This is a genomic window from Paenibacillus sp. JCM 10914 (assembly GCF_001315105.1).
Lineage (GTDB): Bacteria > Bacillota > Bacilli > Paenibacillales > Paenibacillaceae > Paenibacillus_AQ.
Genome location: NZ_BAZR01000026.1, coordinates 43,557 through 67,103 on the forward strand (window position 1 = coordinate 43,557; position 23,547 = coordinate 67,103).

General features: G+C 43.8%; 24 protein-coding genes, 1 pseudogene and 1 other annotated feature. Of the genes and pseudogenes, 8 read left to right on the plus strand and 17 right to left on the minus strand.

Annotated elements, in window-relative coordinates:
- Nucleotides 1-154 precede the first annotated feature (154 nt).
- The gene (locus tag JCM10914_RS21830) at nt 155-1,351 is read right to left on the minus strand and encodes an MFS transporter (protein WP_023964743.1); all 1,197 of its coding nucleotides are present in this window, start codon (nt 1,349-1,351) and stop codon (nt 155-157) included.
- A 163-nt stretch (nt 1,352-1,514) separates the two neighbouring features.
- Nucleotides 1,515-1,746 (minus strand) — a binding site (T-box leader).
- Nucleotides 1,747-2,111: 365 nt separating this feature from the next.
- Entirely contained in the window at nt 2,112-3,113 is a 1,002-nt protein-coding gene (gene gap, locus JCM10914_RS21835) for a type I glyceraldehyde-3-phosphate dehydrogenase (protein WP_081739871.1), read from the minus strand.
- A 107-nt stretch (nt 3,114-3,220) separates the two neighbouring features.
- Between gap and JCM10914_RS21840 the strand changes: the two genes are divergently transcribed.
- On the plus strand, nt 3,221-4,075 hold the full coding sequence (locus JCM10914_RS21840; protein ID WP_023964747.1) for an AraC family transcriptional regulator: 855 nt from the start codon (nt 3,221-3,223) through the stop codon (nt 4,073-4,075).
- Between the two features lie 548 nt (nt 4,076-4,623).
- Here the strand turns inward: JCM10914_RS21840 and JCM10914_RS21845 are convergent.
- On the minus strand, nt 4,624-5,331 hold the full coding sequence (locus JCM10914_RS21845; RefSeq protein WP_023964749.1) for a hypothetical protein: 708 nt from the start codon (nt 5,329-5,331) through the stop codon (nt 4,624-4,626).
- Between the two features lie 422 nt (nt 5,332-5,753).
- On the opposite strand from JCM10914_RS21845, the gene JCM10914_RS21850 reads away from it, so the two are divergent.
- The gene (locus tag JCM10914_RS21850) at nt 5,754-6,497 is read left to right on the plus strand and encodes an RNA methyltransferase (RefSeq protein ID WP_023964751.1); all 744 of its coding nucleotides are present in this window, start codon (nt 5,754-5,756) and stop codon (nt 6,495-6,497) included.
- Nucleotides 6,498-6,715: 218 nt separating this feature from the next.
- On the opposite strand, the gene JCM10914_RS21855 is transcribed toward JCM10914_RS21850, so the two are convergent.
- Nucleotides 6,716-7,009, minus strand: coding sequence for a hypothetical protein (locus JCM10914_RS21855; protein ID WP_036719497.1), 294 nt, complete (start codon nt 7,007-7,009; stop codon nt 6,716-6,718).
- A gap of 343 nt (nt 7,010-7,352) precedes the next feature.
- Between JCM10914_RS21855 and JCM10914_RS29030 the strand changes: the two genes are divergently transcribed.
- Entirely contained in the window at nt 7,353-7,781 is a 429-nt protein-coding gene (locus JCM10914_RS29030; RefSeq protein ID WP_148300243.1) for a hypothetical protein, read from the plus strand.
- 312 nt (nt 7,782-8,093) lie between these two features.
- Here the strand turns inward: JCM10914_RS29030 and JCM10914_RS21860 are convergent, their stop codons facing one another.
- The 5 genes from JCM10914_RS21860 to JCM10914_RS21880 form a co-directional block, all read right to left on the minus strand.
- The gene (locus JCM10914_RS21860; RefSeq protein ID WP_036719500.1) at nt 8,094-8,405 is read right to left on the minus strand and encodes a helix-turn-helix transcriptional regulator; all 312 of its coding nucleotides are present in this window, start codon (nt 8,403-8,405) and stop codon (nt 8,094-8,096) included.
- A gap of 15 nt (nt 8,406-8,420) precedes the next feature.
- Nucleotides 8,421-8,936 (minus strand): SRPBCC domain-containing protein, encoded by a 516-nt coding sequence (locus JCM10914_RS21865; RefSeq protein WP_023964755.1) that lies wholly within the window; start codon nt 8,934-8,936, stop codon nt 8,421-8,423.
- 18 nt (nt 8,937-8,954) lie between these two features.
- On the minus strand, nt 8,955-9,434 hold the full coding sequence (locus JCM10914_RS21870) for an SRPBCC family protein (RefSeq protein WP_023964757.1): 480 nt from the start codon (nt 9,432-9,434) through the stop codon (nt 8,955-8,957).
- A 510-nt stretch (nt 9,435-9,944) separates the two neighbouring features.
- A complete protein-coding gene (locus JCM10914_RS21875) occupies nt 9,945-11,336 on the minus strand; it encodes a serine hydrolase (RefSeq protein ID WP_023964759.1) in 1,392 nt (463 codons plus the stop codon).
- 86 nt (nt 11,337-11,422) lie between these two features.
- On the minus strand, nt 11,423-12,013 hold the full coding sequence (locus JCM10914_RS21880) for a chloramphenicol phosphotransferase CPT family protein (protein ID WP_023964761.1): 591 nt from the start codon (nt 12,011-12,013) through the stop codon (nt 11,423-11,425).
- Nucleotides 12,014-12,293: 280 nt separating this feature from the next.
- Here JCM10914_RS21880 and JCM10914_RS21885 point away from each other — a divergent pair, with 280 nt between their 5' ends.
- Nucleotides 12,294-13,211, plus strand: a complete 918-nt coding sequence (locus tag JCM10914_RS21885) for a DUF4180 domain-containing protein (RefSeq protein ID WP_023964763.1) — start codon at nt 12,294-12,296, stop codon at nt 13,209-13,211.
- Between the two features lie 252 nt (nt 13,212-13,463).
- Here JCM10914_RS21885 and JCM10914_RS21890 read toward each other — a convergent pair whose 3' ends face one another.
- Entirely contained in the window at nt 13,464-14,291 is an 828-nt protein-coding gene (locus JCM10914_RS21890) for a copper amine oxidase N-terminal domain-containing protein (RefSeq protein ID WP_023964765.1), read from the minus strand.
- Between the two features lie 323 nt (nt 14,292-14,614).
- Between JCM10914_RS21890 and JCM10914_RS21895 the strand changes: the two genes are divergently transcribed.
- Together JCM10914_RS21895 and JCM10914_RS21900 are read left to right on the plus strand one after the other, a co-directional pair.
- The gene (locus JCM10914_RS21895) at nt 14,615-15,202 is read left to right on the plus strand and encodes a TetR/AcrR family transcriptional regulator (RefSeq protein WP_023964767.1); all 588 of its coding nucleotides are present in this window, start codon (nt 14,615-14,617) and stop codon (nt 15,200-15,202) included.
- A 126-nt stretch (nt 15,203-15,328) separates the two neighbouring features.
- Nucleotides 15,329-16,207 (plus strand): haloalkane dehalogenase, encoded by an 879-nt coding sequence (locus JCM10914_RS21900; protein ID WP_023964769.1) that lies wholly within the window; start codon nt 15,329-15,331, stop codon nt 16,205-16,207.
- A gap of 310 nt (nt 16,208-16,517) precedes the next feature.
- Here JCM10914_RS21900 and JCM10914_RS21905 read toward each other — a convergent pair whose 3' ends face one another.
- The 3 genes and pseudogenes from JCM10914_RS21905 to JCM10914_RS21915 form a co-directional block, all read right to left on the minus strand.
- Entirely contained in the window at nt 16,518-16,970 is a 453-nt protein-coding gene (locus tag JCM10914_RS21905; RefSeq protein WP_023964771.1) for a VOC family protein, read from the minus strand.
- A 179-nt stretch (nt 16,971-17,149) separates the two neighbouring features.
- Complete coding sequence (locus JCM10914_RS21910) at nt 17,150-18,298, minus strand: AbrB family transcriptional regulator (RefSeq protein WP_023964773.1); 1,149 nt, start codon at nt 18,296-18,298, stop codon at nt 17,150-17,152.
- 172 nt (nt 18,299-18,470) lie between these two features.
- Nucleotides 18,471-19,364, minus strand: a pseudogene (locus JCM10914_RS21915) (helix-turn-helix domain-containing protein).
- Nucleotides 19,365-19,516: 152 nt separating this feature from the next.
- Here JCM10914_RS21915 and JCM10914_RS21920 point away from each other — a divergent pair.
- Together JCM10914_RS21920 and csaA are read left to right on the plus strand one after the other, a co-directional pair.
- On the plus strand, nt 19,517-20,401 hold the full coding sequence (locus JCM10914_RS21920; protein ID WP_023964779.1) for a DMT family transporter: 885 nt from the start codon (nt 19,517-19,519) through the stop codon (nt 20,399-20,401).
- A 76-nt stretch (nt 20,402-20,477) separates the two neighbouring features.
- Nucleotides 20,478-20,810: a chaperone CsaA gene (csaA, locus tag JCM10914_RS21925; RefSeq protein ID WP_036719504.1), complete on the plus strand. Its 333-nt coding sequence runs from the start codon at nt 20,478-20,480 to the stop codon at nt 20,808-20,810.
- Between the two features lie 72 nt (nt 20,811-20,882).
- Here the strand turns inward: csaA and JCM10914_RS21930 are convergent, their stop codons facing one another.
- The 4 genes from JCM10914_RS21930 to JCM10914_RS21945 all read right to left on the minus strand — a co-directional run bounded on the left by JCM10914_RS21930 (nt 20,883) and on the right by JCM10914_RS21945 (nt 23,464).
- Complete coding sequence (locus JCM10914_RS21930; RefSeq protein ID WP_023964783.1) at nt 20,883-21,104, minus strand: hypothetical protein; 222 nt, start codon at nt 21,102-21,104, stop codon at nt 20,883-20,885.
- A 147-nt stretch (nt 21,105-21,251) separates the two neighbouring features.
- On the minus strand, nt 21,252-21,695 hold the full coding sequence (locus JCM10914_RS30835; RefSeq protein ID WP_023964785.1) for a hypothetical protein: 444 nt from the start codon (nt 21,693-21,695) through the stop codon (nt 21,252-21,254).
- Between the two features lie 366 nt (nt 21,696-22,061).
- Nucleotides 22,062-22,754, minus strand: a complete 693-nt coding sequence (locus tag JCM10914_RS21940) for an ABC transporter permease (protein WP_231638736.1) — start codon at nt 22,752-22,754, stop codon at nt 22,062-22,064.
- Nucleotides 22,751-23,464 carry an ABC transporter ATP-binding protein gene (locus JCM10914_RS21945; protein ID WP_023964787.1) on the minus strand — a complete coding sequence of 238 codons (714 nt, stop codon included), beginning with the start codon at nt 23,462-23,464 and terminating at the stop codon, nt 22,751-22,753. Before JCM10914_RS21945 ends, JCM10914_RS21940 begins: the two co-directional genes overlap by 4 nt.
- Between the last annotated feature and the right edge of the window lie 83 nt (nt 23,465-23,547).

Below are 23,547 nucleotides of genomic sequence, written 5' to 3' on the forward strand. Positions count from 1 at the left end.
ATATGCCTAATCGGCAATCGGATTATGTTCTTGTCCTTGGCACGGGACACGTACTTGTACCGATAAAATAAAAAAAGCCGCTAATATTAACGACTTCAGTGTCCCCCGACAAAAGGACACCTCCTTTCCTTTTGACCAAAACCTATTCATCTTTTTACTGTACTTCGCGTCGCGGGTGGATCAGGCGATGACCGAGCCAAATCAAGAAGGCCGCTGTCGCCATGACTCCACCTATGGCGCACGTGCCAAGCCATCCCCAGCGCTGCCATGCGATCGTGCCGCATGCGGATCCAATGGAACCGCCAAGAAAAGAGCTGACCATATAGACTGTATTAAGCCGGCTTCTCGCATTCGGCAACAGGCTATAGATGCGAGTCTGATTGGATACATGAACGCCTTGATAACCTAGATCCAGCAGAACGACTCCGATGAACAATCCCCAAAGGCGAGTTTCAAGCAGCCAAAAGGATAAATACGCGATTAATACGACCATGCTCATCAATCCGATCATGTACTTGGGACTGACGCGGTCGGCCAACCGACCGATTAAGGAAGCTGTAGCGGCTCCGACGATACCAACCAGGCCAAATAGTCCGGCTGCAGAGCTGCCGTACTGATAGTTCGGTCCTTCCAAGAAGAAAGTCAGCGTAGTCCAAAATGCACTGAATGAACCGAATACAAACGCCCCAATGAGCGCGGATTCTCGGAGCGTGGGCTGACTGGCAATCAACTGTCCTATGGATCGGATCAAGCCGGAATACGAAAGTTTCATGATCGGCTGGCTAACAGGCAGATAACGATGTAGAACATACGCAAGCCCAAACATCATTGCGGCTGCGAATCCGAACATGGCTCGCCAACTAAATAGATCCCCGATGAAACCCGCAACGGTTCGTGCTAGCAAAATGCCAATCAATAGGCCGCTCATTACATTCCCGATCGCTTTGCCCCTTTCGTTTGGGGGGGCGAGCTCTGCTACAAACGGTACAATGATTTGAGGCGTTACGGTGGTGAGACCGACCATAAAGCTTGCTATGTATACCCATGTCAGATTTTGCGCAACAGATAGAGAAATCAGAGCCACTCCGACCGAGAGTAGAAGCACCGTTATTAACTTTCGCTTTTCAAGAATATCTCCAAAAGGGATAAAAATAAATAAACCTACGGCGAAGCCGATCTGGGTCAGCATCGAGACCAAGCCTGATTGTTGGTCATCCGCGCCAAATGTTCGCCCAATATCAGCCAACAAGGGTTGATTGTAGTACAAATTTGCAATGCCCAGTCCGCACGACACCGCCATTAAAAGAACGAGCGTCTTGGAGAGCTGCTTCGGTTGTTCTGAATTTGGCATAGATTTCAACTCCTCTGTCTATAAAAATGGTTTCTGGCGTGCAGTGTCCTGTCCAATACGGATACTTCTAAGGACGTCTGGAGCGCCTCCAAATAACGGGTTTATAGCGTATGTCACTTGAGGCTAAGCACGAATTTCAGCAACAAAAAACCCCGCCTCTACGTATAGAGACGGGGTTGACCCGCGGTACCACTCTAATTCATTTCGTACTCAAAATGATCTCTTTCGATGGCCATCACCATCTATCCCTGTAACGGTGGAATTCCGTCTTGCCCTACTTTGTCGGGCAAGCTGTTCATAGACGACTTCGAAATGACGAACGCTGCCGTTTCCCACCTAACAACGGCTCTCTGAGAGGTCAAGTCACTTCTACTATTTCTAATCATAACATATGGATTTAGAATTATTTAATATAATAGCGTATCTTTTTCGATTGTCAATAACATTTAATCACCTGCAATCGCCTAGTACTGGAATATGCAAAATTTTCGTCACCATCTCCAACTGTTCGACTCCATTGCCGCTAGAATTCAACTATCCGTAAAGCTGAGCACTTTTTCGCTAGTAAACGTAGTATATAAGTTCTTGTCGTCAGATAATAATAGCGACTTTCAATGGGACCATGTTCTTGTCCCTCGACAAAATGAAAAAACACCTCCAAAGTAGTCTCCATATCTTACGACATGATTGCATTCTCTTGAAGGTGTTTTTTTTAATTTGTCACACGCTCATTTTTTAGTATCCTCTAGCCCGCTAAACATTATAATTTTGCTAGGTATTTTGCGGTGCGTATTAACTGGCTGGTAAAGGAATTCTCGTTATCATACCACGCAGCAATTTTCACCAATGTATCTGTTCCTAGCTCGGTTACCTTTGTCTGTGTTGCGTCAAACAAACTGCCGTAAGTCATGCCGATAATATCAGACGAAACAAGCTGTTCATCTGTATACCCATATTCATTCGATTGGGACTGTTCCATCTTCTTATTGACCTGCTCTGCTGTCACGGAGCCGCCTACCACTGCGGTTAATTCTGTCAGTGAGCCCGCCATGACCGGTACCCTTTGCGATGTTCCATCCAGCTTGCCATCCAAGGCCGGAATCACTAGCCCGATTGCCTTTGCTGCTCCGGTTGAGGTCGGGATGATGTTGCCTGCTGCAGAACGCGCCCGCCGAAGATCGACTTTGGCATGGGGTCCATCCAAGGTATTCTGGTCGTTTGTATAAGCGTGTATGGTGGTCATAAAGCCCTTTTTGAGTGGTGCAAGCTCATTCAAGAAATACGCCATAGGCGCAAGGCAGTTCGTCGTACAGGAAGCCGCCGAAACAATGGTGTCGTTCTTAGCCAACGTATGTTCATTGATTCCGAAAACAATAGTGGGAACATCCTTCCCGGCGGTGGTGGAGATCAGCACCTTTTTGGCGCCTGCTTCAATATGTGCTGCTGACGCTTTTTTTGATGCGAAGAAGCCAGTGCATTCCAGAACAACGTCAATTTGCAGTTCCTTCCACGGGAGCTTTCCGGGGTCTTTTTCGGCATAGATCGGAATATCCACGCCGTTCACGGTCAAGCTGTCTTCACTATAACTAATCTTGGCGTCATAACGCCCTTGCGTTGTATCATGCTTCAGCAAGTGCGCCAGCATCTGCGGACTTGTAAGATCATTGATGGCTGCAATTCTATATCCTTCCGTATCAAAAAGCTGCCGAAATGCAAGTCTACCAATTCTACCAAAACCGTTAATTGCGATGTTAATTGACATCATCATAACCACCTTTCTTTGTCAATAACCAAAGTATACCCCTTATATTTTTGTGATACACTGTTATAAATGAAGCATTTAACTATACTATCTGTCAGGTGAGAACCATGCCACAAATTGACCGCCATAAAAACAGAACGGTAAATATCGAATTTGTAGCTGCCGAGGATTTTGCACATTTCCCCTACCCGGAGCGGTTTACTCTTGTTTTTGTTACGAATGGAAGTATAAAAGGGATATTGAACGAACGCCCGGTCACCATTTCAGCACCCGCTATTCTTTGTTTGTCTGCTGAGGATACGATGCAAGTTTTAGGCAAGCACAACGCTTCGGCATCATCATTTTGTTTTCATGCTGATTTTCTTGATTCGACCCCTCATTCTGAAACACAAAATTACTTTCCGACCAATCCACAAATACAAACAGGTCTTTCGCTGTTTCGTAAATCTCCTGCACGGACCGGGATACCTCGCATAACCGAGAAGGCATATCCACAATTATTTGAGTGGTTTTTTGTGCTTGGCACAGAAGTGTATGCACAAAGCGATGCACTCTGGGCATGTAGAATAAAAAAATATTTTATACAAATAATGGGGGTGCTTGAGGATTTAAACCGTCACAGCGAACAATCACCTGTGGATTTAGTTCTGGAATATATACACACAAATTATTCGGACAAAATCATCCTGGAAGATTTAACTAAATGCGCGTACTTGAACCGCGTTTCTCTCAATAAGATGTTTCAGGAAAGATACGGGTGCACAGCGATGGGTTACTTACTGTCCCACCGCTTGAAGGTTGCGGGGAATCTTCTGACGCATACAGACATGAGCTTAAATGAAATTGCACGTGCTACCGGATTTGAGTATGACACTTACTTCATAAAACAATTTACGGCTAAAAAAGGCATGTCACCAACAGCATATCGGGAAATCTCCCGCAAGTTCTCTGCTGCCCAATAGCGTGTTAGATCTTCAATTATCCTGCCCGTTAGTTCAATGAAATTGTATGTAAACTTAGCTGGTTGGGAACAAGAACCTGTACCGACAAAACAAAAAAACCGCTATTTTAGCGACTTTCAATGGGACTATGTTCTTCTCCCCCGACAATCAACCGGCAAACTACTCCATCTGTTCCCCAGAAAGGTTTCCCCTTAGCTTAGCGACCAACAGACTACAACTTCATTTGATATACCCCAGCCCCACGGACTCCCGGAACCTTAGACTATATGACGCCTGTGCAGTTTCGTTATGAAGCTCTTAAAAATGTTGTCTGATTTACTGTTGACAGTCCACCTTCCATGGAAGCCATGAAAGAGGGGCTGGGCGTCGAGATCTAGCAGAGTCAGATTACAATCACCACGCAGACGGGGCCCTAACAGGTAACAGCAGCTGTTTGTCAGAGCTAATACAGATCATACAAATAGACAGACGAAAGCCGGGGGTCACTAACCCCTGGCTTTCGTCTGTAAATATCATGGTCTTCCGCCCGCGCGAATCATCGCAAGGGCTTATTTTGTCAAATAGGAGCTGGTCAGAGGAACAAACAGAGAAGTGCCGGGACCCTCATCAACGATCTCCACAAAAATAAAATCTGCAGCGGATACATCGACGTCAACGCCGACCAGACCATCTTCAGCAGCCAGGGACACCTTTTTGAGCGTTGTGTTGTTGTGGTCCATGATTACGATTTCTTGCGCGCCGCCAACCACGGCCAGCTCAAGATGCAGTTTGGCATATTTTTTACCCGTCATGATCTGGAAGCTGCTGCCTTGTTTGGTCGAATCGGTATGTAAATAAACGTCTTTATAATCTTTGCCTTTATAGACCGTATCGCTGGAATCTTTGGTGTGCCAAGCCGATGTCCCCAATACGGAGGCTCCAAGCGTGCTTAATGATAACGGACTGGCGGTTTCGGAGGGGGCTCCCTGATTGCCGCCAATCAGTACTGAAGAAGTTGCGCTGTCATAACGAATGTCGATATCCATCAGGTCGCCTACAGCTCGCACAGGCAAGTATGTCGTGCCGTTGTAGGTAATCGGCAGCACGGCTTTCCCGTTTGCGTCTTTCGGCATTACCACCGTACCGTTTAACTTCAGGGAAATCTTGCTGTTCAAATAGGCTTTGATGGGCTCCAAAGCTGACGATGCCATAGCGCCTGTGCCGATCCCCAGCGTGAGCGTGCCTGCCAATAACCCATACATTATTTTCTTCTTCATTAAAATCCCCTCCCAGAATATAGGTTAATTCACATGCTTTATAGTAGTAAAGTGTTAGAGGGAAGTCAACCCCTTTTAAAGAGGGAAGGCCCGCACATTTTTCAATATCCTAAGGCATCATTGTTCCACATATTATAGTCATGCGTCCACTCTCAGCGATATTTCGGGCATTACGCTATCCTGCCTCTAATTACGTGCTTAAGTTGCGATAGTGATATAATAATATCAGGCAAACTAAGAAAGAGGGTGAATCCTTTGGCTATTAATTTCGGTGTAACACTCGATCTGCTCCACGCAAAGTCTTAAGGGCAAACAGACCCTGAACCTTGTGTGGAGCTAATAGATTATCATCCTAAGTTAGGTCTGTTGGTCCAGAGACTTTGCATCCTATATGAAATTAATTCATAAAGGAGCGGGTTTCGATGACAAGCATGACAAATATCTCATTAAAGCAATATCGTAAAGAGCAGGACTATAGCTATACCCTTGGTGCATACGCAACTATTGAAATGATTCAGGCACGGCCGGAGATCGTAGAAGTCGTTTATATCCATTCTGCTTATCGGGATCGCAGTGTACTTGAAACGCTCTGCCAGCAGCAGCATATTCCAGTTGTCCAGCAGGATAAGGCTTTTGCCAAGGTCGATCGGAAAGAAAATTGCTTCGTGTTTGGGGTGTTTTCCAAATATTCAGATAGCCTTGCTTCCGATAAACCTCATATTCTCCTCGTTCATCCTGGGGATATGGGCAATCTCGGCACCATTATCCGGATAACCGCAGGTTTGGGATTTGGCAATCTCGGGATCGTTACTCCCGGAGCAGATCATTTTCATCCCAAAACCATCCGCGCCTCCATGGGGGCATTATTCCGGATTCAATGCTGTTCCTTTCCCAGCTTCGAGTCATATCGCAGCCAGTTCGGTCGGCACGACCTGTTTACTTTCATGCTTCGTGCTGCAACCACACTGACACCCGAGACCTGTCCCGTAACGGAGCTGTTTACCCTTGTTTTCGGAAATGAAGCTGCAGGTCTTGACGAAGAAATATTTAGCAATGTGGGAACCGGCTTGAAAATAGCACAGACCTCAGACGTGGATTCCCTGAATCTATCCATTGCCACGGGTATCGGCGCCTATTTATTCGCGTCAAAAAACAAGCTCATTTGACTAACATTCTCTCGTATATAAGTTTTGAAGCTTTATCGGAGGGCGGAAGCCTCTTCTTTATTTTCCAAATCTCCCTTCATAATAGGACAAGAACTTGTACCCTTTGCTGTAACTTGCGCTCTTTTCGCCTTGTAGCTTTTATCATCATCGTTTTAGAAAATAAAAACCCATTGGATCTAATCATCAACGGGTTTCAAAAATTCAATTATTAATTTAATCTAGAAATTATATTTTTCAGGATTTCTAAAAAAGTCAAGATAATTATATCTTCCAATAGGTTCAAAGGTCTTCTTATCCTCATTGAACTCCAAAACAATTACTTCTCCACTCAGTCCAGAATTAGTTTCTGTTTCAACTATAGCTATTCTGTTCTCAGCTAGTTGTACAACTGACTCGCTGACGAATGATGGATCAGGAACATTATTATTAAATGAGGGGACTGGCTTAAGAGCAATAATTATAAGACAAATTAAAATTCCAATCAAAATAGTTGATTTGCTTTTTTCCTGCATTACTTCTCCTCCAACTAAGATTTTTCGAGTATCTAAATACAATAACACCTTATATCAAATAAAGTTTGGTTTCTTATCGGGAAATGTTTAAAGCTGGTAGTTGGCCACAGCGATAGCTACTGATTTCTGTCATCGCCACAAGCTATGAATCTATCAAGTAAAATCTAATAGTTAAAATGACTAGGTTTATAATTAATATTCCATATTATACCTTTAGTGTGATATGATATACATAAAATGTATCTTTGTACCAAAATATAATAGAGAAAGGTTGGTTTGAATGGTTTTGAACAAATAGATCGACCGACTTTCTATATCAAAAAAATTGGAGAGGTGAAGTCTTATGAAAAAAATCAAAGTGTCGCTTGTTCTAATGATGCTATTTAGCTTATTAGCATTCCCCGCTGGTTTTTCGCATGCAAGTGATAAAGGAGCATCCATAAACCCACAAGCAAATAATTCGATTACTCCGTTTGGAACAGGATCTTGGGACTTTAATTCTACATCTAGTACATTAACACTTTCAAATAGTACTATAACGGTCTACTCTAATCCTGGAAAGAATGATGAACCGAATGATAAATATAATTACGTGCTTGTCGAATTACTGAAATCTTCAAATGGGACCGATTTTGACATGTTTGGATCTTATATTTTGAGCGGTACTAAATCTGAAAGCAAAACAATCACAGGATTAACAGGTACCTATCGCATAAAGGTATCCAATTTTAATTATCCTTGGTTGCCAGGAACATTTACTGTTATATGGTAGACTACTCATCATACATACATACAGACATTAAGCATTTATTACAAAAAGACCTACTCCCACGCTAAGGTGTGGCAGTAGGTTTTTTTTCGTCTTAGCGTGAAGATCTCAGTGTCTGAAATTCGACATCTAGGTGCTTTAAAGCAGCCAAGCCAAGCGCCAACCCCCAGATGGGCCATGTAAGCTCAGGGGCATAGGTAGCTATATTCTCTTTATTTTCACTTCGGAAAAATACGAATTATTGAGTGAAATATGAAACGCGACCGATGAAGTAGAATCAAGGATGAGTTGAATCTAATCGTTACTTGCTTGATATTATTCTTCATGATCAAGAAAGGCTTCAAGATCATCAAGTTTCCCGGACCAGAAGTGTCGATACGACTCGAGCCATTGATCGATTTCCTGAAGCGGCTCCGGACGTATCGAATAGATGCTTTTCTGAGAAACCGACCGTGCTGCAACCAAGCCGGCTTCCCGCATGATTCGAAGATGCTTGGAAACTCCCGGCTGACTCAATTGGCAGATGTCCACAAGCTCCCCAACCGAACGCTCACGAATGCGAAGTAAGTCCAGGATAGTTCGTCTGTGCGGCTCTGCCAAAACTTCAAAAACGCTTTTAGATGTCATTGTCTGCACTCTTCCTCATTGACGTGATTTCATGAAATTGTCCATTCGTTTCGAGTACTGCTCCGTCATCGACTTTTCCAATTGATGTTTCGGAACGGCGCCATACGTGATACCATGCTCCAAGTAATATTTGAGCAAAGTCAATGCTTCCCCCCATCCGACTGCACAATCGGCGAACGCCTTTAAGTCAGTGTCTGTTTGTTTATATCCCGACTCCACTACCGAAACCAAAGTCCCTTCGCCCAGTTCCGTCAGTTGAAAGGAAATCGTCGTTGTTGATTCGCCTGGCGTCCATTGATAGACAAATTTCTCGCCAGTGACCGCTTCCAGAACCGTTCCTCCATCTTCAAGCGTAATATGGTCGGGTCCGAAATCCTTGAACCGAAAATGAATCGTTCCGCCCGGTCGCGCATCGACGGTCGTGCCTTGCGTAAACCACGCATCCCAGCCCTCTCCCGTTGCAATCGCCGCATACACTTTGTCCGGAGTTGCATTTATGAACGTACGGTGGTGAATAGATAGTGTCTTCATCTTATCTTCCTCCTCTCTTCAATTCATAATAGAAGTATATTTCGAGCGCATTTCCTTTACTCGCTCCCAAGGGAACCGGGTAAACTGATCATTAATAACCTCATCCAGCGCTTCAAGATGCACATGCCAACCTGCCAGATAATCGGGAACAACGGCCACTTCGTAAAAGGTATGCGTCAGATGAAGAAGGCATCTCTCACCTTCATCCTTCAACCTCCATCGCACCACAGAGTATCCTGAAGCCTCCTCTAACCACGTGTACTCCAGCTCGTGCGGCGGGTCGATTTTCGTGATCTTCCCCTCTACGAGATCTCCGTTATCCCAACGAAACGCCAGCTGACCGTCCACCCTCAATTCCATCTCCGACTGCACGGTTAACCATTTGGCCATATGCTCCGGATTCGTGATGGCCCTCCATACTTTTTCCACCGGGTGCTTCAAATAGCGTTCGAAACTAACGACACGGTGACCATCCATCTGTAAAACTTTTCCCTCCACATTGATCCCTCCAACTATTGGATTAACCTTAACGATTTTATATTACCACGCAGTTATATAACTGTAAAGTGATATAAAATTAGACGCCAATTGAGCTAAAGCTCGATGCGGTTAACTTCGAACCAACACTCCACTTCGTGGGGCTGTTTTGCATTGAACTTAACAGTTGCTATTACATGAGTGTCATACTTTACAATTAATTCTGAACAATGATCAGAGAGGAGATAATCTCCACCATATCATGACATCCCCCGAAATTTACCCATATGGCCATTAAATTTTGGATGTGTTTTCTTCCCTCTACTCTGAATCACAGGCATGTTGATGCATGAGTTAATTATAAAGAAAGCCGATAACTACGATTTTACTCGCAGTTATCGGCTCTACGTCTTTGCATCTGACGATTCATAGAATGCCGCCTGGATTGCCCTTTCTTGAACCAAAATGTAAATACGCTGAGAATCATTCTCCAACTGTTTAATTCATTACCTATTGAGACAGTTCCGCAACTTAAGCGAATTTTTTGTCCGCCCGGAATGATCTTCCCTCTTGATGAATATGCAATGCCACAATATGGCCATCCACGTTTCTTTCAAAATCGACGACTGCGTTTAGTTCTGTTGAAAATTTCGTCTCCGATTCGGGGGACAGCCGGATTGGGGACTGTTCCTGAATTTGCAAGTCCAAGTCATTGCCATCCAGTATGACTGAAGCTTGCAGTCCGGATGTTGTTTGATAATCGCCTACGTATTCATTTAGTATATTGCGCGGTACATGAACGTTATTTTTGTCAGGAAAATATCCGGGCCATTCGTATTCGCGCGCGATGGCCTGCTCGATTTCACTAATTATTGGATTGCCTTCATTCGAGTTGATCATGATAACAGCACCAAAACCGAGATGTTTGGATAAAACGAACCGAGCTACGAAACCTTCATCCCACCCGTTATGGCCGAAACGGACCCTTTCCCCTTCACCCTCAAGGAAAAAGCCAATACCCATATGATTCTCGACCTGGGCAGTTAACATTTGGTTTAGCGTGTCCGCAGAAAGAATGCCATTCGAATTATTTTTCAATGCTAATTGCAATTCGACACCTAAACGGGCCAGATCTGAAGGCGTCGTCCATAGGCCTGCGGCCGCCATTTCGGGATAGACATGCCACTTGCCTGGGAGGGGCCTGCCTTTCCAAGGGTGTGCCGTTGCGGTAAACTCATGCCATTGAGGTGGCAGCGGCTGTTCGTATGTACTGTTCGCAAGACCTAACGGTTTGAATAGCAACTCGCTCATGATTTCAGCAAAAGGTAGACCCACCCAATCTACAACAAGCTGTTGCGCGACGGTGGTGCCCCCTCCGGAATATCGGTGTTGCAATCCCGGAATGAGATTAACTTCCACGGCCGAGGTATTAGCTGGATGTTGTCCATTCAGAATTTGCACTACCGTGGGAAGTTCATCGGTTGTTTCGTAACCGGGAAATCCGTGAATAGTAAGCCCGGCACTATGACTCAGTAATTGCCGAAGCGTCACTTTGGGCTGCCAGCCTGAAACAGACGGTATTTTCCAGGACTTTAGGTAATCGTTCACGTCCCGATTAAGATCCAATTTCCCTTCCTGAACTAATCGCATGACCGCTAAAGCAAAAACCGGCTTACTGATCGACCCGGCTTGGAAAAGTGTTGTTTCGGTTACCGGATCGGGTTTACCCGCCTCGCGGATTCCGAATCCCCGAGCCCATTCCAGTTTGAAATTATGGATAACCGCAATGGATACCCCAGGCGTGTTGTAATATTTCATTCGTTCAGCTAGCGTTGCTTCCTGGCCGTATTTATTTTTATAATGGGTTTCCGGTAGTAAACGATGGATAATGGCTTCAATTCTTTCCTCAATCGCTGTAGACATCGATTTCCCCTCGCTTTGCTCGTATTTGATATGATTTCAACCTTCGTTTCCCGTTGAATATGTTGTTATCCTGATGGATTTGCCTTTTATGAAACACTAGCCTCTCTTTTACTTAATTTCTTAAATACTGAGTAATCCTGATCGGATTTAATAAAACATAATATCCTTTCGGCACATTCTGTTGGACTCAACTCTTCAGTATTTACTTCAAGGTCATATTCATTAAAGGAATATACTTTGTCGAACTGGGAATTTGCTAATCCAATCTGTCGATCTCCTCTTATTTGCTCTCTTCTTATGAGTTCTTCTTTCGAGCATAGTACACCTACAAATAAAGTAGGATGATCAAAAAGCGCATCAAGATAATCATTAAACCGCTTGTCATTGTCGATTACGGTATCGATGATTACATTCAAACCCATTTCTGAAAACAATTTAATGGTTGCATGGAACACTGAGTTTATGGGATCAAAAAGTATTTGTCCGACATGATCCACTTCTCTTGTAGGTTCAATATTTGGAAATTGTTTATCAATAAAATCATTGTAATTTCCAAAAAAATTATCTATGGATAAATGATGAAAAGGAATCTCTTTCTGATTTTTCAGTTCCATAGAAATACTAGTCTTTCCTGAACTTGAAGTTCCGTTCATAAACACAATGAGTCCTTGCTTCAAACGAATCATCCTCACATATAAGATTTGCGTATCATTCAGACAACGTTATATTCACAACGTTCATTGAATTATCAAACTGAATAATATATTCGAGAAGCGATAAGACTATCCTGCCCGTTAGCTTAATGAAATCGCTGTAAAATTCAGTTAGATACTTATCTAATTGGTAATCGGCTTCTCCGATCCCGCTGAGCCAGCGCCTTGAATATTTTGATTTAGATTGACCAACATTATATCATATGTTACTGTTAACCTATGTTGTTTATAACGGGGTGTAATTATGTCAATTCAATTAGCAATATTAGGCATACTGAGTTGGAAGTCCTCAACAGGATATGAATTAAAAAAGATTTTTGAGGATTCCTCCTTCATGTATTGGTCCGGTAATAATAATCAAATTTACAAAGCGCTAATGAATATGGAAAATGAAGATTTTGTTACCAGTGAAGTGGTTCATCAGGATAACTCTCCTTCCAAAAAAATATATTCCATAACGGAAGAAGGAATTAAAGAGCTAAAAAAATGGATTATGTCATCACCAGAAGCTCCTGAGATAAAAAAAGCATTTCTGGTGCAGCTAGCATGGTCCGATATGTTAAGTAATCAAGAATTAAATGAGGTACTTTTTAAATATGAAAATGAAATCAGACTGCAATTGATTATGCAGAATGAGAAATACAGACGGGCTCTTCATACACCTAATAGAAGCAACAGGGAAAGTTTAATATGGGAGAGGATTTCAGAAAATATTGTATCAACCTATAATAATGAACTGAATTGGGTCCGTGAAACCCGCCAGAAGTTGTTTGAAAATGAAGTTGTGGAGGAAGAGGAGAAAATGAACTATCAAATTAGAGAACTAGAGAGTGAAAAATATATTGAACTGATGTCTTCTACTGAACCTTTAAGTACAGAGAATGATACACTTGATCTAATATCTTTATGCTGGGAACATGAGACAAATGCGCTTATGATACACTATGCAGCCTTATCAGAAGACTTCTTCAAACTTAAAACCAAATTAGCCGGCAATATGATTCAGAAATTTACAAACTATGGTATTAAAGCTGCTGCTATTATTTCTCAGGAGACCATTCAAACAGGCAGATTCAAAGAAATGGCTATGGAAACGAACAAAGGCAATCATTTTAGATTGTACGAAAGTAAAGAAGAAGCTGAAGAGTGGCTTCTGAAATAGAAAGAACGGCGAGATATCATGGAAAATCAAGGGATTCCTGACATTAGCACCTCCGGCCTAACAGCCGAAAGAAAAACTCAATGTCTGGAAACCCTTTGTTTATGGGCATTTTGAGCCCTGTTATCTACGCTTGACATCAATACTACAATCCCATCAGCACCCTGAAGCTACCTCCATTGACTGCCATGAGCAGTCCCTGAGCTTCTGGTATTTCTATCGTACAGAGTAAAACTCGTGGCCTCGTCGATATCATTACTGAAGATCGGGTTCCAAACTCATATTAGGGATCTGTCTCAAATGATCTCTTACCTTGTCCACCTTCCATACTCCATTTGCATAAATAACGTGCGCTTCCCGATCCAACACATAATGCAGTTCTCCCGTTAATATATTCCCAGGAACAAAGGATTGTATCAGTGTCGCACTAGTATTGCTTGTGTAGTTCACGGTTGCTGTGTTCATATCAAAATTCATTTCTTTAAAGTTAAGTCCTTCTTGTTGGATGATTTGCTGAATTAGTCGATCTGTAAAATAAGGTCTGAAGTAAGTGTTAACCTGTTTCACTTTAGATAGATCAGATGCCTCATTCAATTTCTCCGATAAGCTTGCGACACGAGTTTCGCTTAGTCGTTGGTTAGTTGGTACTGAATACTTCGGCTCCTTCAACTTTACGACAACTTGCTTTCCATCCAGAATAACCATGGCCTCTTTGGCTTTCTGATCCCATTTTACATCTGCCCCCATGGTTTGACTGACGAATCTCAAAGGTACATAGGTTGTGTTTTGGATGAGCTCAACCGGAGCATCGAAATCAACGCGGTCTTGGTTCACTAAAGCCCTTTTGAATTGAACAGCGAGTATGATTTCAGTCTCGCCTTTGGTCAATTGAGCTGTTTTTTGAAATTGGTTCCATTTCACATCGATGCCCAAGTTCTGAGATACCGCTCGTATTGGGATTAGCACCCGATTGTTCTTTAGAACACCATTCTCGATCACACTTGTATCCGATGCTTCCGTTGGGACAACATTCGCAAGCAAAAAGATCATGACCACCGATAAGCTAAACAATAACTTTTTCATTTGTATTTCGCCTCCTATCTGAGCACTGGTATTTTCCAGCATTAATCGTTTAGACGTCTAGCCAATTAAAAAGTTACAGATGAATATGAAAAAGCGACCGAAAAATGGATATCGAATGGGGTGATGGGCGTATTAGGCACTCTATATCCTTTAATAACCATTCCAAAAGCATTTTTACCTATAAAATTCTCGAGTGTAAATAAAAGTCCAGCCTTAAATAGCTCTTATCCCCTATGGTTGCAACAAAAATATAATGAATTGACATGTAATAACACGTAATTTATACTAAATGAAAGTAAGTACTTGCATTGTGAGGTGAACCTATGAGTGCTAATCCATCTACAAGTGAAAAAATATTGCTGGCAACCATCAACTTAATGGCAGAAAAAGGTTATGACAGCACAACGACCAAAGAAATTGCGCTAGCTGCCGGAGTGAACGAAGTCACTTTATTTCGGCATTTCGGAACGAAAGAAAAACTGCTTGAGGCCGCCTTCAGTCGGTTCCACTATGGCAATGAAATGAGTAGGCTTTTTAACGAGGGTCTTAAAGGGCATCTGCATGAGGATCTGCTTACAGTGAGTCGAACGTATCATAACATCATGAACCGGAACAGAAAACTAATTTCAATCGCGCTAAAAGGAAGTAGTACTCTACCTGACTCTGTTCTACAAGAGGCTTCGCGTAATCCGAAGCACTTGAAAACTTTGCTCGCTGATTATCTAACTACAATGTCATCAGAAGGCAAAGTGGTCTCCTCAAATCCTGAAATCCAAGCATTATCGTTTATGTGGATGAATTACGGGGCTTTCATTAGTAGATTAAATGCCAATGAAGCGGTCTCGGAAGAAGATCTGGACGTATTTATTGAAGAAAGCGTAAGTTTATTTACTAAGGCACTTAGCCCTTAATTATTGGTTTCTCTAAGAGGAGCTCCGAAAGGGGCTTTTCTTTGAACATAATTGAAAGTATGTGCTTGCATTCATTATTTCAAGCATTTACCTATACAATCTAACTAATGAAAGGTGAGATTCTGAATGATTAAACCGTCTTTTCCCTTCGAAAAAAAGCGTCAACGAGTGTATGGTCTAGAAATGGCCTACGTGGACGAAGGAAGTGGCGATCCGATTGTCTTCCTGCACGGCAATCCTACTTCCTCTTATCTTTGGCGCAACATCATGCCTTACGCACAGAAGTTTGGTCGCTGTATAGCACCTGATCTCGTCGGCATGGGAGATTCCGACAAACTCCCGAACAGCGGTCCTAACTCGTACACCTTCGTCGAGCACCGCCGCTATCTCGACCAGTTGCTCGAACAGTTGGGCGTCAGGGAGCGTGTAACGTTCGTCGTGCACGACTGGGGATCGGCGCTGGGGTTCGATTGGGCGAAGCGTCATCCCGGTGCGATAACAGGCATTGCTTATATGGAGGCGATAATTATGCCGAGCAACTGGAGCGATACGCAGGAGGAAGCACGCAAAGTGTTTCAAGCGATTCGGTCGACAGAAGGGGAACAAATGGTGCTGGAGCAAAATTCGTTCATCGAGTTCAACCTGCCGGTTAACATCCTGCGCAAGTTGACGGATGAAGAGATGGCCCAGTACCGCCGCCCATTCCTGGAGCCGGGCGAAAGCCGCCGTCCTATGCTCAGTTGGCCGCGTCAGCTTCCGATCGGCAGCGAGCCGGCCGATGTCGTAGCGATTGTCTCCGAATACGGCGAATTTCTGGCGCAGAGCACGTTTCCTAAACTTTTCGTTCATTGCGAACCCGGCAGAATGCTGCAAGCCCACATCGATTTCTGCCGTACTTGGCCATCGCAGACGGAAGTTACGGTACCGGGCCTTCACTACCCGCAAGAAGACGCGCCCGATGCAGTCGGCGAAGCGCTTGCTGTATGGTTGGAAAAATTGACCTAATGACGGTTGTTTAAAGGCTTGTCACAAGACTGTTATCCTCAAATCGCGTGGAAAGAATGAACATTATTCGAATCACGAACCACTACCAAATGCTAAGAACACGCTGAATGTGGCGTGTTCTTAGCATTTGGTGATGGAAACGAATCCATGTCTTCGTTTTTAATAACATGATCTGACTTCAGGATTTAGGTGAATGACACGTTTCTACGCTTTCCACCAATGTGTAGTACCCTCCCTCTGTTGTCCCCCGACTTCTTCGAGACACTTTCACACTGCTTTTCTGTTTCTATCGTTACTCTAGTAACGTCACTTATTTATTACCGAGTTGTTCCGCCAAACCGATTAGAAGTCCTTCTTTACCACGGATGTAGCAGAGGCGATACGAGTCCTCGTACTGAACCACTTCGCCAACGAGGTGAGCACCATACTTCGTGAGTCTGGATACCATTTCGTCAATGTCCTCAACGGTGAACATGACGCGTAGATAACCGAGGGCATTTACAGGAGCCGTTCGGTGATCTGATATAGTAGGTGGGTTGAGAAATCGCGAAAGTTCAAGTCGGCTGTGGCCATCTGGGGTAACCATCATAGCAATTTCTACACGCTGTGTACCCAGCCCGGTTACGCGACCAGCCCATTCACCTTCGACAGTAGTTCGCCCTTCGAGCTTCAAGCCAATTTCCTCAAAGAAAGAGATTGTGTCATCAAGGGATTCTACAACGATGCCAACATTGTCCATTCTTAGTAATTTGTTATTTGCCATAGTTTGATCTCCTTATGTACAAATTTATTACCTGATCATCTTCATCTTTATTCTAGCAAGAATTTCTAATTCATTCCAAACGATTTGGCAGCACCCCTGTATGTGGGGCAAAACAAGGTCAAATACTCGAGTCTGTTACTCGTGTGTAGAACATCTTCCCATGATATAAGAAGACGAAATTAAGCTCGCGGCTGCCGCCTATCCTGCTGGGAAGTCCGTATCGAGCGTCCCTTGTGCAGCTTGAGAATCAGGCGAATTAGCGGTGGCACGGCGAGCATGATGAAGAACGTGCGAAAAAGCTGAAAGCCCGCAACCATAGGCAGATCGGCATTGACCTCATGAGCCAGGATGCTAATCTGGTCGCTGCCTCCAGGAGCCATGCTCAATAGCGCCGTGGCAGGTGCGAACCCGCATAGCAGGTATAGCAGCAAGCTGAGCCCGGCTGCACCTGTGATCAGTAATAGTGAGCTGCCCATCGCGTAGCCGATCGTTCGCAGCTTGTGCTGTATGCCTGAGGGTTTCAGCATGAGGCCAATACCCGTGCCAAGCATGAGTTGAGCCGCATCGCTGGCGATAATCGGCATCTCAGGGGCCGGCTGCCACAGCAGTTGCAGTAGCATGACGCCAAGCATGGGTCCGAGCAGATAAGGAGTGGGCAGCTTGATTCGGCGGGCTGCGAGTGCGCTTGCCCAAGCTGTAATGACGAATGCGAACATTTCCCAAGACAGCCCTGCCCCAACCCGGACACCTTCAGGAACCGTGTTGGCACCCGAGATTACCTCGTCCGTCAGCGCGGCACGATCCACTCCATACAATGGACTGAACAGCAGCAGCGGCACCGCGAGGATGACCATCATCAGCCGAATAACCTGGTAGACGGTCACTGTTGTCAGATCAATTCCCTTGGTCTCCTCCGCCAGAATGAGTGTCTGGGTCAGTCCTCCAGGGATGCTCCCCATCAGTATCGTGGGAAAATCAAGGCCTGACAGTCGGGACATCAGATATGCAAACGCGCCGGACATCAGCATTAGCATTCCCGTCAGAAGCAGCATAGCAGGCAGATAACCTGCCATCGCCCACAGTGTCTCCATTGTAAATGACAAGCCGATCATATAACCGATCAGAATCATGGCGACATTGCGTATGCTACTATGCCAAGGAAGCGATATTTTGAAGATCAGCGAGACAGCCAGAGTGAGCACCATCGGTCCGAGCAGCCATGGCACAGGAATGTCGATCCAGGTGAACAATAGCCCTCCAAGGAACGCTACAGCGAATGTGGTGAGATGGCGCTTGAGCTCGCTCAGGCCAGATTTTGATTTGTCCATGTTATACTCCTATATCCAACTTCTTTATACCTTGCGCTTAGTAATTTTACCAATAACATAGTGTTTAGTCCAAATGAGAAGAATCCGACACGAGACCACCAAGAACAATTGATTGAGGCTTTGAAAAGTGTTTTGAAGCGTCTTTTTACTTCCTTAAACACAGAATGACTTCTTAGTGGTTATGTTCAGTTCTATGCTTTCGAAAATCTTTGGGTGTTCTTTTGTGGTGCTTTTTAAAGGACTGAATAAAGTGATTGACATGATTGAAGCCTACACTACCGGCGATCTCGGTTACGGTATCGTCCGTTGATATTAATAATTCACTGCTTTTCTTAATCCGGTATTTGATCAGGTACTCATATGGCGTCATGTGAACCGTTTTTTTAAAACAGCGGGTGCACTCCGAGATGCTCAGATGTGCAGCATCGGCAATTTCTTGCAGCGTTACAGGAAACGAGTAGTTTAGATGTATGAAGCTAAGCATCAATTGCAGTCTCTCCTGTTGCCGCTTCACGTGATTCGGTGCTTCCTCGGGAGAGACCGATATATTTGAGATCAAGACGAACCATAGCTGTACGGTTTGTATCGAAACCTCATATTCCCATCCCCAGCTTTTTTTATATTAAACTTCTTTCTCATTTGCCAAAGGATGTCCAATACCTGCTTCTCCCACTCCTTGTCTCCTTTGATCACCAGCGAAACGAAAGAAGAATTGGTAAAAGGGAGAACATAATTTTTTTTCCATGGCACTGTCCGTGTAGAAGGAGAGCAGTTTCTCAGGAAAATTGAAGCTCACATATTGACCTTCATGTGTTAGCTGCGTTGTCACATGAAGAACTCCCTTGTTGATCAGAATCGCCTGGCCGGTTTCCAGCTCATGATCAATCCCATTTACTTGAATAATCAGTTTTCCTTTCGTCACTAAAGTGATCTGCAACTCCTCGTGCCAGTGCAGGTCGTTGAATCCTCTGCCTTCAGGAATACTTGTATGAAGCGTATGCGTGTACATGATATAAGGAAATGAATCGTCGGGATACAAAATAGTCTCATGCAGCGGATTAGCCATTATAAGAATCTCCTTTCTATGACGATAAATCTATATAAAAGAAAGATATATTTGCACAAAAAAACAAAAATCGATGATATTATTATATCATGAATCTGGCTTATCACTAGCCTGTGCACAGACGATTGGATAGGCCCTCTTGGAGGGTTATAGTGAAAAGATACAAATCATCGTTACCGCTTCATCCTTATATACTACTGTTCATCGCTATTCTGTCGGTATCCGTATCTTCGATCATGATCAAATCTTCAGATACACCAACCGCTGTAGCCGGTATGTACAGACTTTATTTATCGGCAATCATTATGCTTCCATTTGTCCCCTGGAAAACGCTCCGCTCCTCAAAAATGTACTCAAAGGATTGGAAAACCGTTTTTTTGGCCGGCCTGCTTCTGGGTTTGCATTTCCTGTTTTGGATGGAGTCATTGGTATATACCTCTGTCGCGAGTTCCATGGTGATCTTGGCGCTACAGCCTTTGTTTGTGATGATCGGTTCGTACTTTATGTTTAAGGAACGAGCGAGCGTTCTGACCGTTCTCTGCTTGGTCGCCGCACTGTTTGGCTCAATCATTATCGCATGGGGAGATATTGGCGTTTCAAGAGAAGCTTTGATCGGGGACGGTTTATCTCTGGTAGGAACGATACTAGTCGCAGCTTATATGCTGGTCGGACAGAAAGTGAGCCAAAAAATCAATTCAATCCTATACAGTGTTGTCGTCTTCTTTATTGGTGGAAGTGTCCTGCTCGTCTACAGTTTGTTGAATAATCTTTCTTTGACCAATTACACATCTTCGGATTGGACATATTTCCTTCTGCTTGCGATCATTCCCACGATCTTTGGCCAATATATTTTCAACCTGCTGCTCAAGTTCATCGGTGCAACAACCGTTTCCGTAGGCATTATCGGCGAACCTGTGTTGGCCATTATTCTGGCTTATCTATTCTTGGGAGAAATGATCTCCGCATTTCAATTTGTAGGTGGTTTGATTACGCTGCTGGGCTTACTGATATACTTTGGCTGCAAACCTAACCTTTAAGTATTCATCTGCCCAATATCTTTCGCATTGATTGGTGCAATACATTCAGAAAAATGATGAAGAGGTGAATGTTGAAATGGCAACTTTCGACGATTTTTTGAAACTGGATATCCGTATCGGCACAATTACCAAGGCCGAGTTTTTTGCAAAAGCTAAAATTCCGGCCATCAAACTGGAAATCGATTTTGGATCGGAAATCGGAATTAAAACATCCAGCGCGCAAATTACGAATAGGTACACGGCTGATACCGTCATCGGTAAGCAGATCATAGGGGTAGTTAATTTTCCTCCACGCCGTATAGCGGGATTTAAATCGGAAGTTTTGGTTCTTGGCGGCCTGCCAGAACAGGGAGATGTCGTTCTGTTGAAGCCTGATTTTGAATTGCCGGAAGGTACATCAATCGGATAAAGCCTTCATGCTACTTGAAATCTGTCGATCTTTTCTATAAATAAGGCGGGCAGCGGTTAGCTGCTCGCCTTATTATTTATTCCTTGTTTCACGCTGTTCGAGAATAAATCCTGAAATCCCTACTGCAACTTCTGAATCTCTTTCCTCCATGACCTGGTCATGATCAAAATCATTTTGTGCGTCTTTGACATCGTTAAACGAAGGTCCACCTGTGACCGTGAATATAGAAGTGCTGCTTAAAGCCAAGATCCCTGCAAGACTCAAACCAATGATCTTTTTCTTTGAAAGTTCCATTTCTCATATCTCCTCTGAAATGCATAGCTTGTTACAAGGTTGCGCCAACCTGTAAATAAAGTATAGCCTTTCCATGGTTGAGATCTGATTAGTTTCAAATATCAGGGGCAAATTCATTTCCTTATCAGTTAAAATGATGACCTAAACTTAGGCATCTCGTTTACGGTAAAATACAATAGCTACTGAAATAAAGATCAGTGTCCATAACATTGAAATACCTGTCCCTTGTATTGGTGTAAGGGCATTTAATTCATCGGGAGAAGGCGGCATATACATATAAGATCCTGCCGTATCCGGAAAATAATTTTTAAACCCAGGTAAAAAATCCCTCATCAATGGACTGACAACGAAATAATAACCAAGCAGTACCACTAATGCAGGAGTGGTTCGTCTTAATAAAGCTCCCATAGCTGCACTGAGAAGTGTGGTTAATGTTAGATAGCCTGTTGCACCTGCTAATGCTACTATCATTGCGTCTATTTCAAAACCTACTGCTGTGTCTCTCATCATCATAAAAGTATATAGTACACCGGATGCAGCCATCATAAAAGCCGCAGGAATGGTTATGATTGCCAATGCCAAATGCTTCATGGATAATTGAACCCCACGCCAAGGTATCGTAGCTAACGTAGTTCGAATCTGTCCACCGGTATACTCCGAACAAGTAGCTTTTATCCCAAGAATAATGAATCCTGCTTGAAGATATCCCATAGTAGCAAGCCCTATATTGAGTATACTTTGCGTCCCTGCAGCACCTTGTAGACCAACCGAAGTAAAAGCCGCGGCTAAAAGTAAATTAAGAATGAATGTACCATAATAGTGAGCCATGTCAATGGTAATGCAACTAATTTATCCAGTTCAGCACGAAGGATCTGTATTCTCTTTCTACTAGAAGGGAAACTCATGATGCAACATCCCTTCTATGGAATACAAGAGCTGCAACCATGAAAAGAACGACTACCCAGCAAACATGACTAAGCCGCCTGTGAACGGTGTGAGAAACCTGTCGCTCAGAAAGATAAACATTTCAAGGCCAGCCCTATCTGGTAAATATAACGCTAACTTTGTAACCTTAGAAAGCAGGAAACTGAATGAAACAACGGATGTATTAATGATAAGCACAGCAAGCGGAATAGTGCCATTCTTAGTTAGTACAGTAATCCCAAAGGCCACAAGAGCAGTGAATGTCCAGTAACAAACTGCACCGATCAGTTTAGACCATTCAAATGCAGGGGTATATTCACCAAGAACAAGATGCGTAACTGACAAGGTTGTCACTATAGCAACAACACCAAGCAGTATGCTGATTACTGTCACAGCGCCTGCCTTTGCCAGCAAGAAATGAAGCCTTGATGAAACAACCGTTAAACTTGTTGTAATCTGTTGACCTCCACCAGATTCACTACTCTCTGTCAAATATTCACTGCTGACAGCAAGCACACCTAGAATAATGACACCTTGCACACCAAGAGCTAATCCAATATAGCCAACTTCCGATAGCCGCGTGCTAACTCCAGCTATAATCTCCTCTTTTTGAGCTATACTGTCCAAGGCAGCTATGACCGCTGGGGTAGTTGCTCCAATGAGAAAAGCAAGCCAAATGCCCGGCAGGGAGAACAATTTAGATAGTTCCGCGTTGAATGCTCTCATACAACATCACCTGCATGTGCAGATGTCAGGGCAAAAAAGGCTTTCTCCAGCGTGGAATGGTTACCTATTACTTCTTCCAATGTTCCATCTGCAACAATGTTTCCACGCTTAATAATCACGACATCATCAACAGTCTCAGTAAGCTCTCCTATTAGATGACTGGATAGTAACACCGTGTTTCCGGACTCAGCCCGTTCACGTAAGAATGTCCGAATAAATCGAATTCCTTCCGGGTCAAGCCCGTTCACGGGTTCATCTAAAACCAATATTTTGGGATCACCAAGTAGCGCAGCTGCCATTGCGAGTCTTCTCCCCATACCAAGAGAATACTTCCCAACTCTTTTGCCAGCTGCGTTAGTAAGCCCTACTATTTCCAGAGCTTCCTCGACACGTGAGTTAGACAATCCTGCGGCACGGGCAATCCAACGCAAGTGTGCCCGTCCTGTTCGCATACGATGAGCTCCAGATCCGTCCAATGCAGCACCTATTGTTGCTAAAGGATTATGTAATTCTGCGAATGGCTTGCCATTAATGAGTGCACTCCCAGAGGTAGCACGATCTAATCCAAGCAGGATGCGAAGTGTAGAACTTTTCCCTGCCCCATTGGGACCTAAAAAACCAGTTACTCTCCCTGGTCTAGCTTTAAAACTGATACCTGATAAGATTTCTTGAGTTCCGCGATATTTGACCAAGTTATGAATGGTAAGCAACCATAACACATCCTTTCTGTTATGGTTCCAATTATAAAGAAGCAAAGTTACAACACGTTTATCAGCCTGTTTAATTCTGGGTT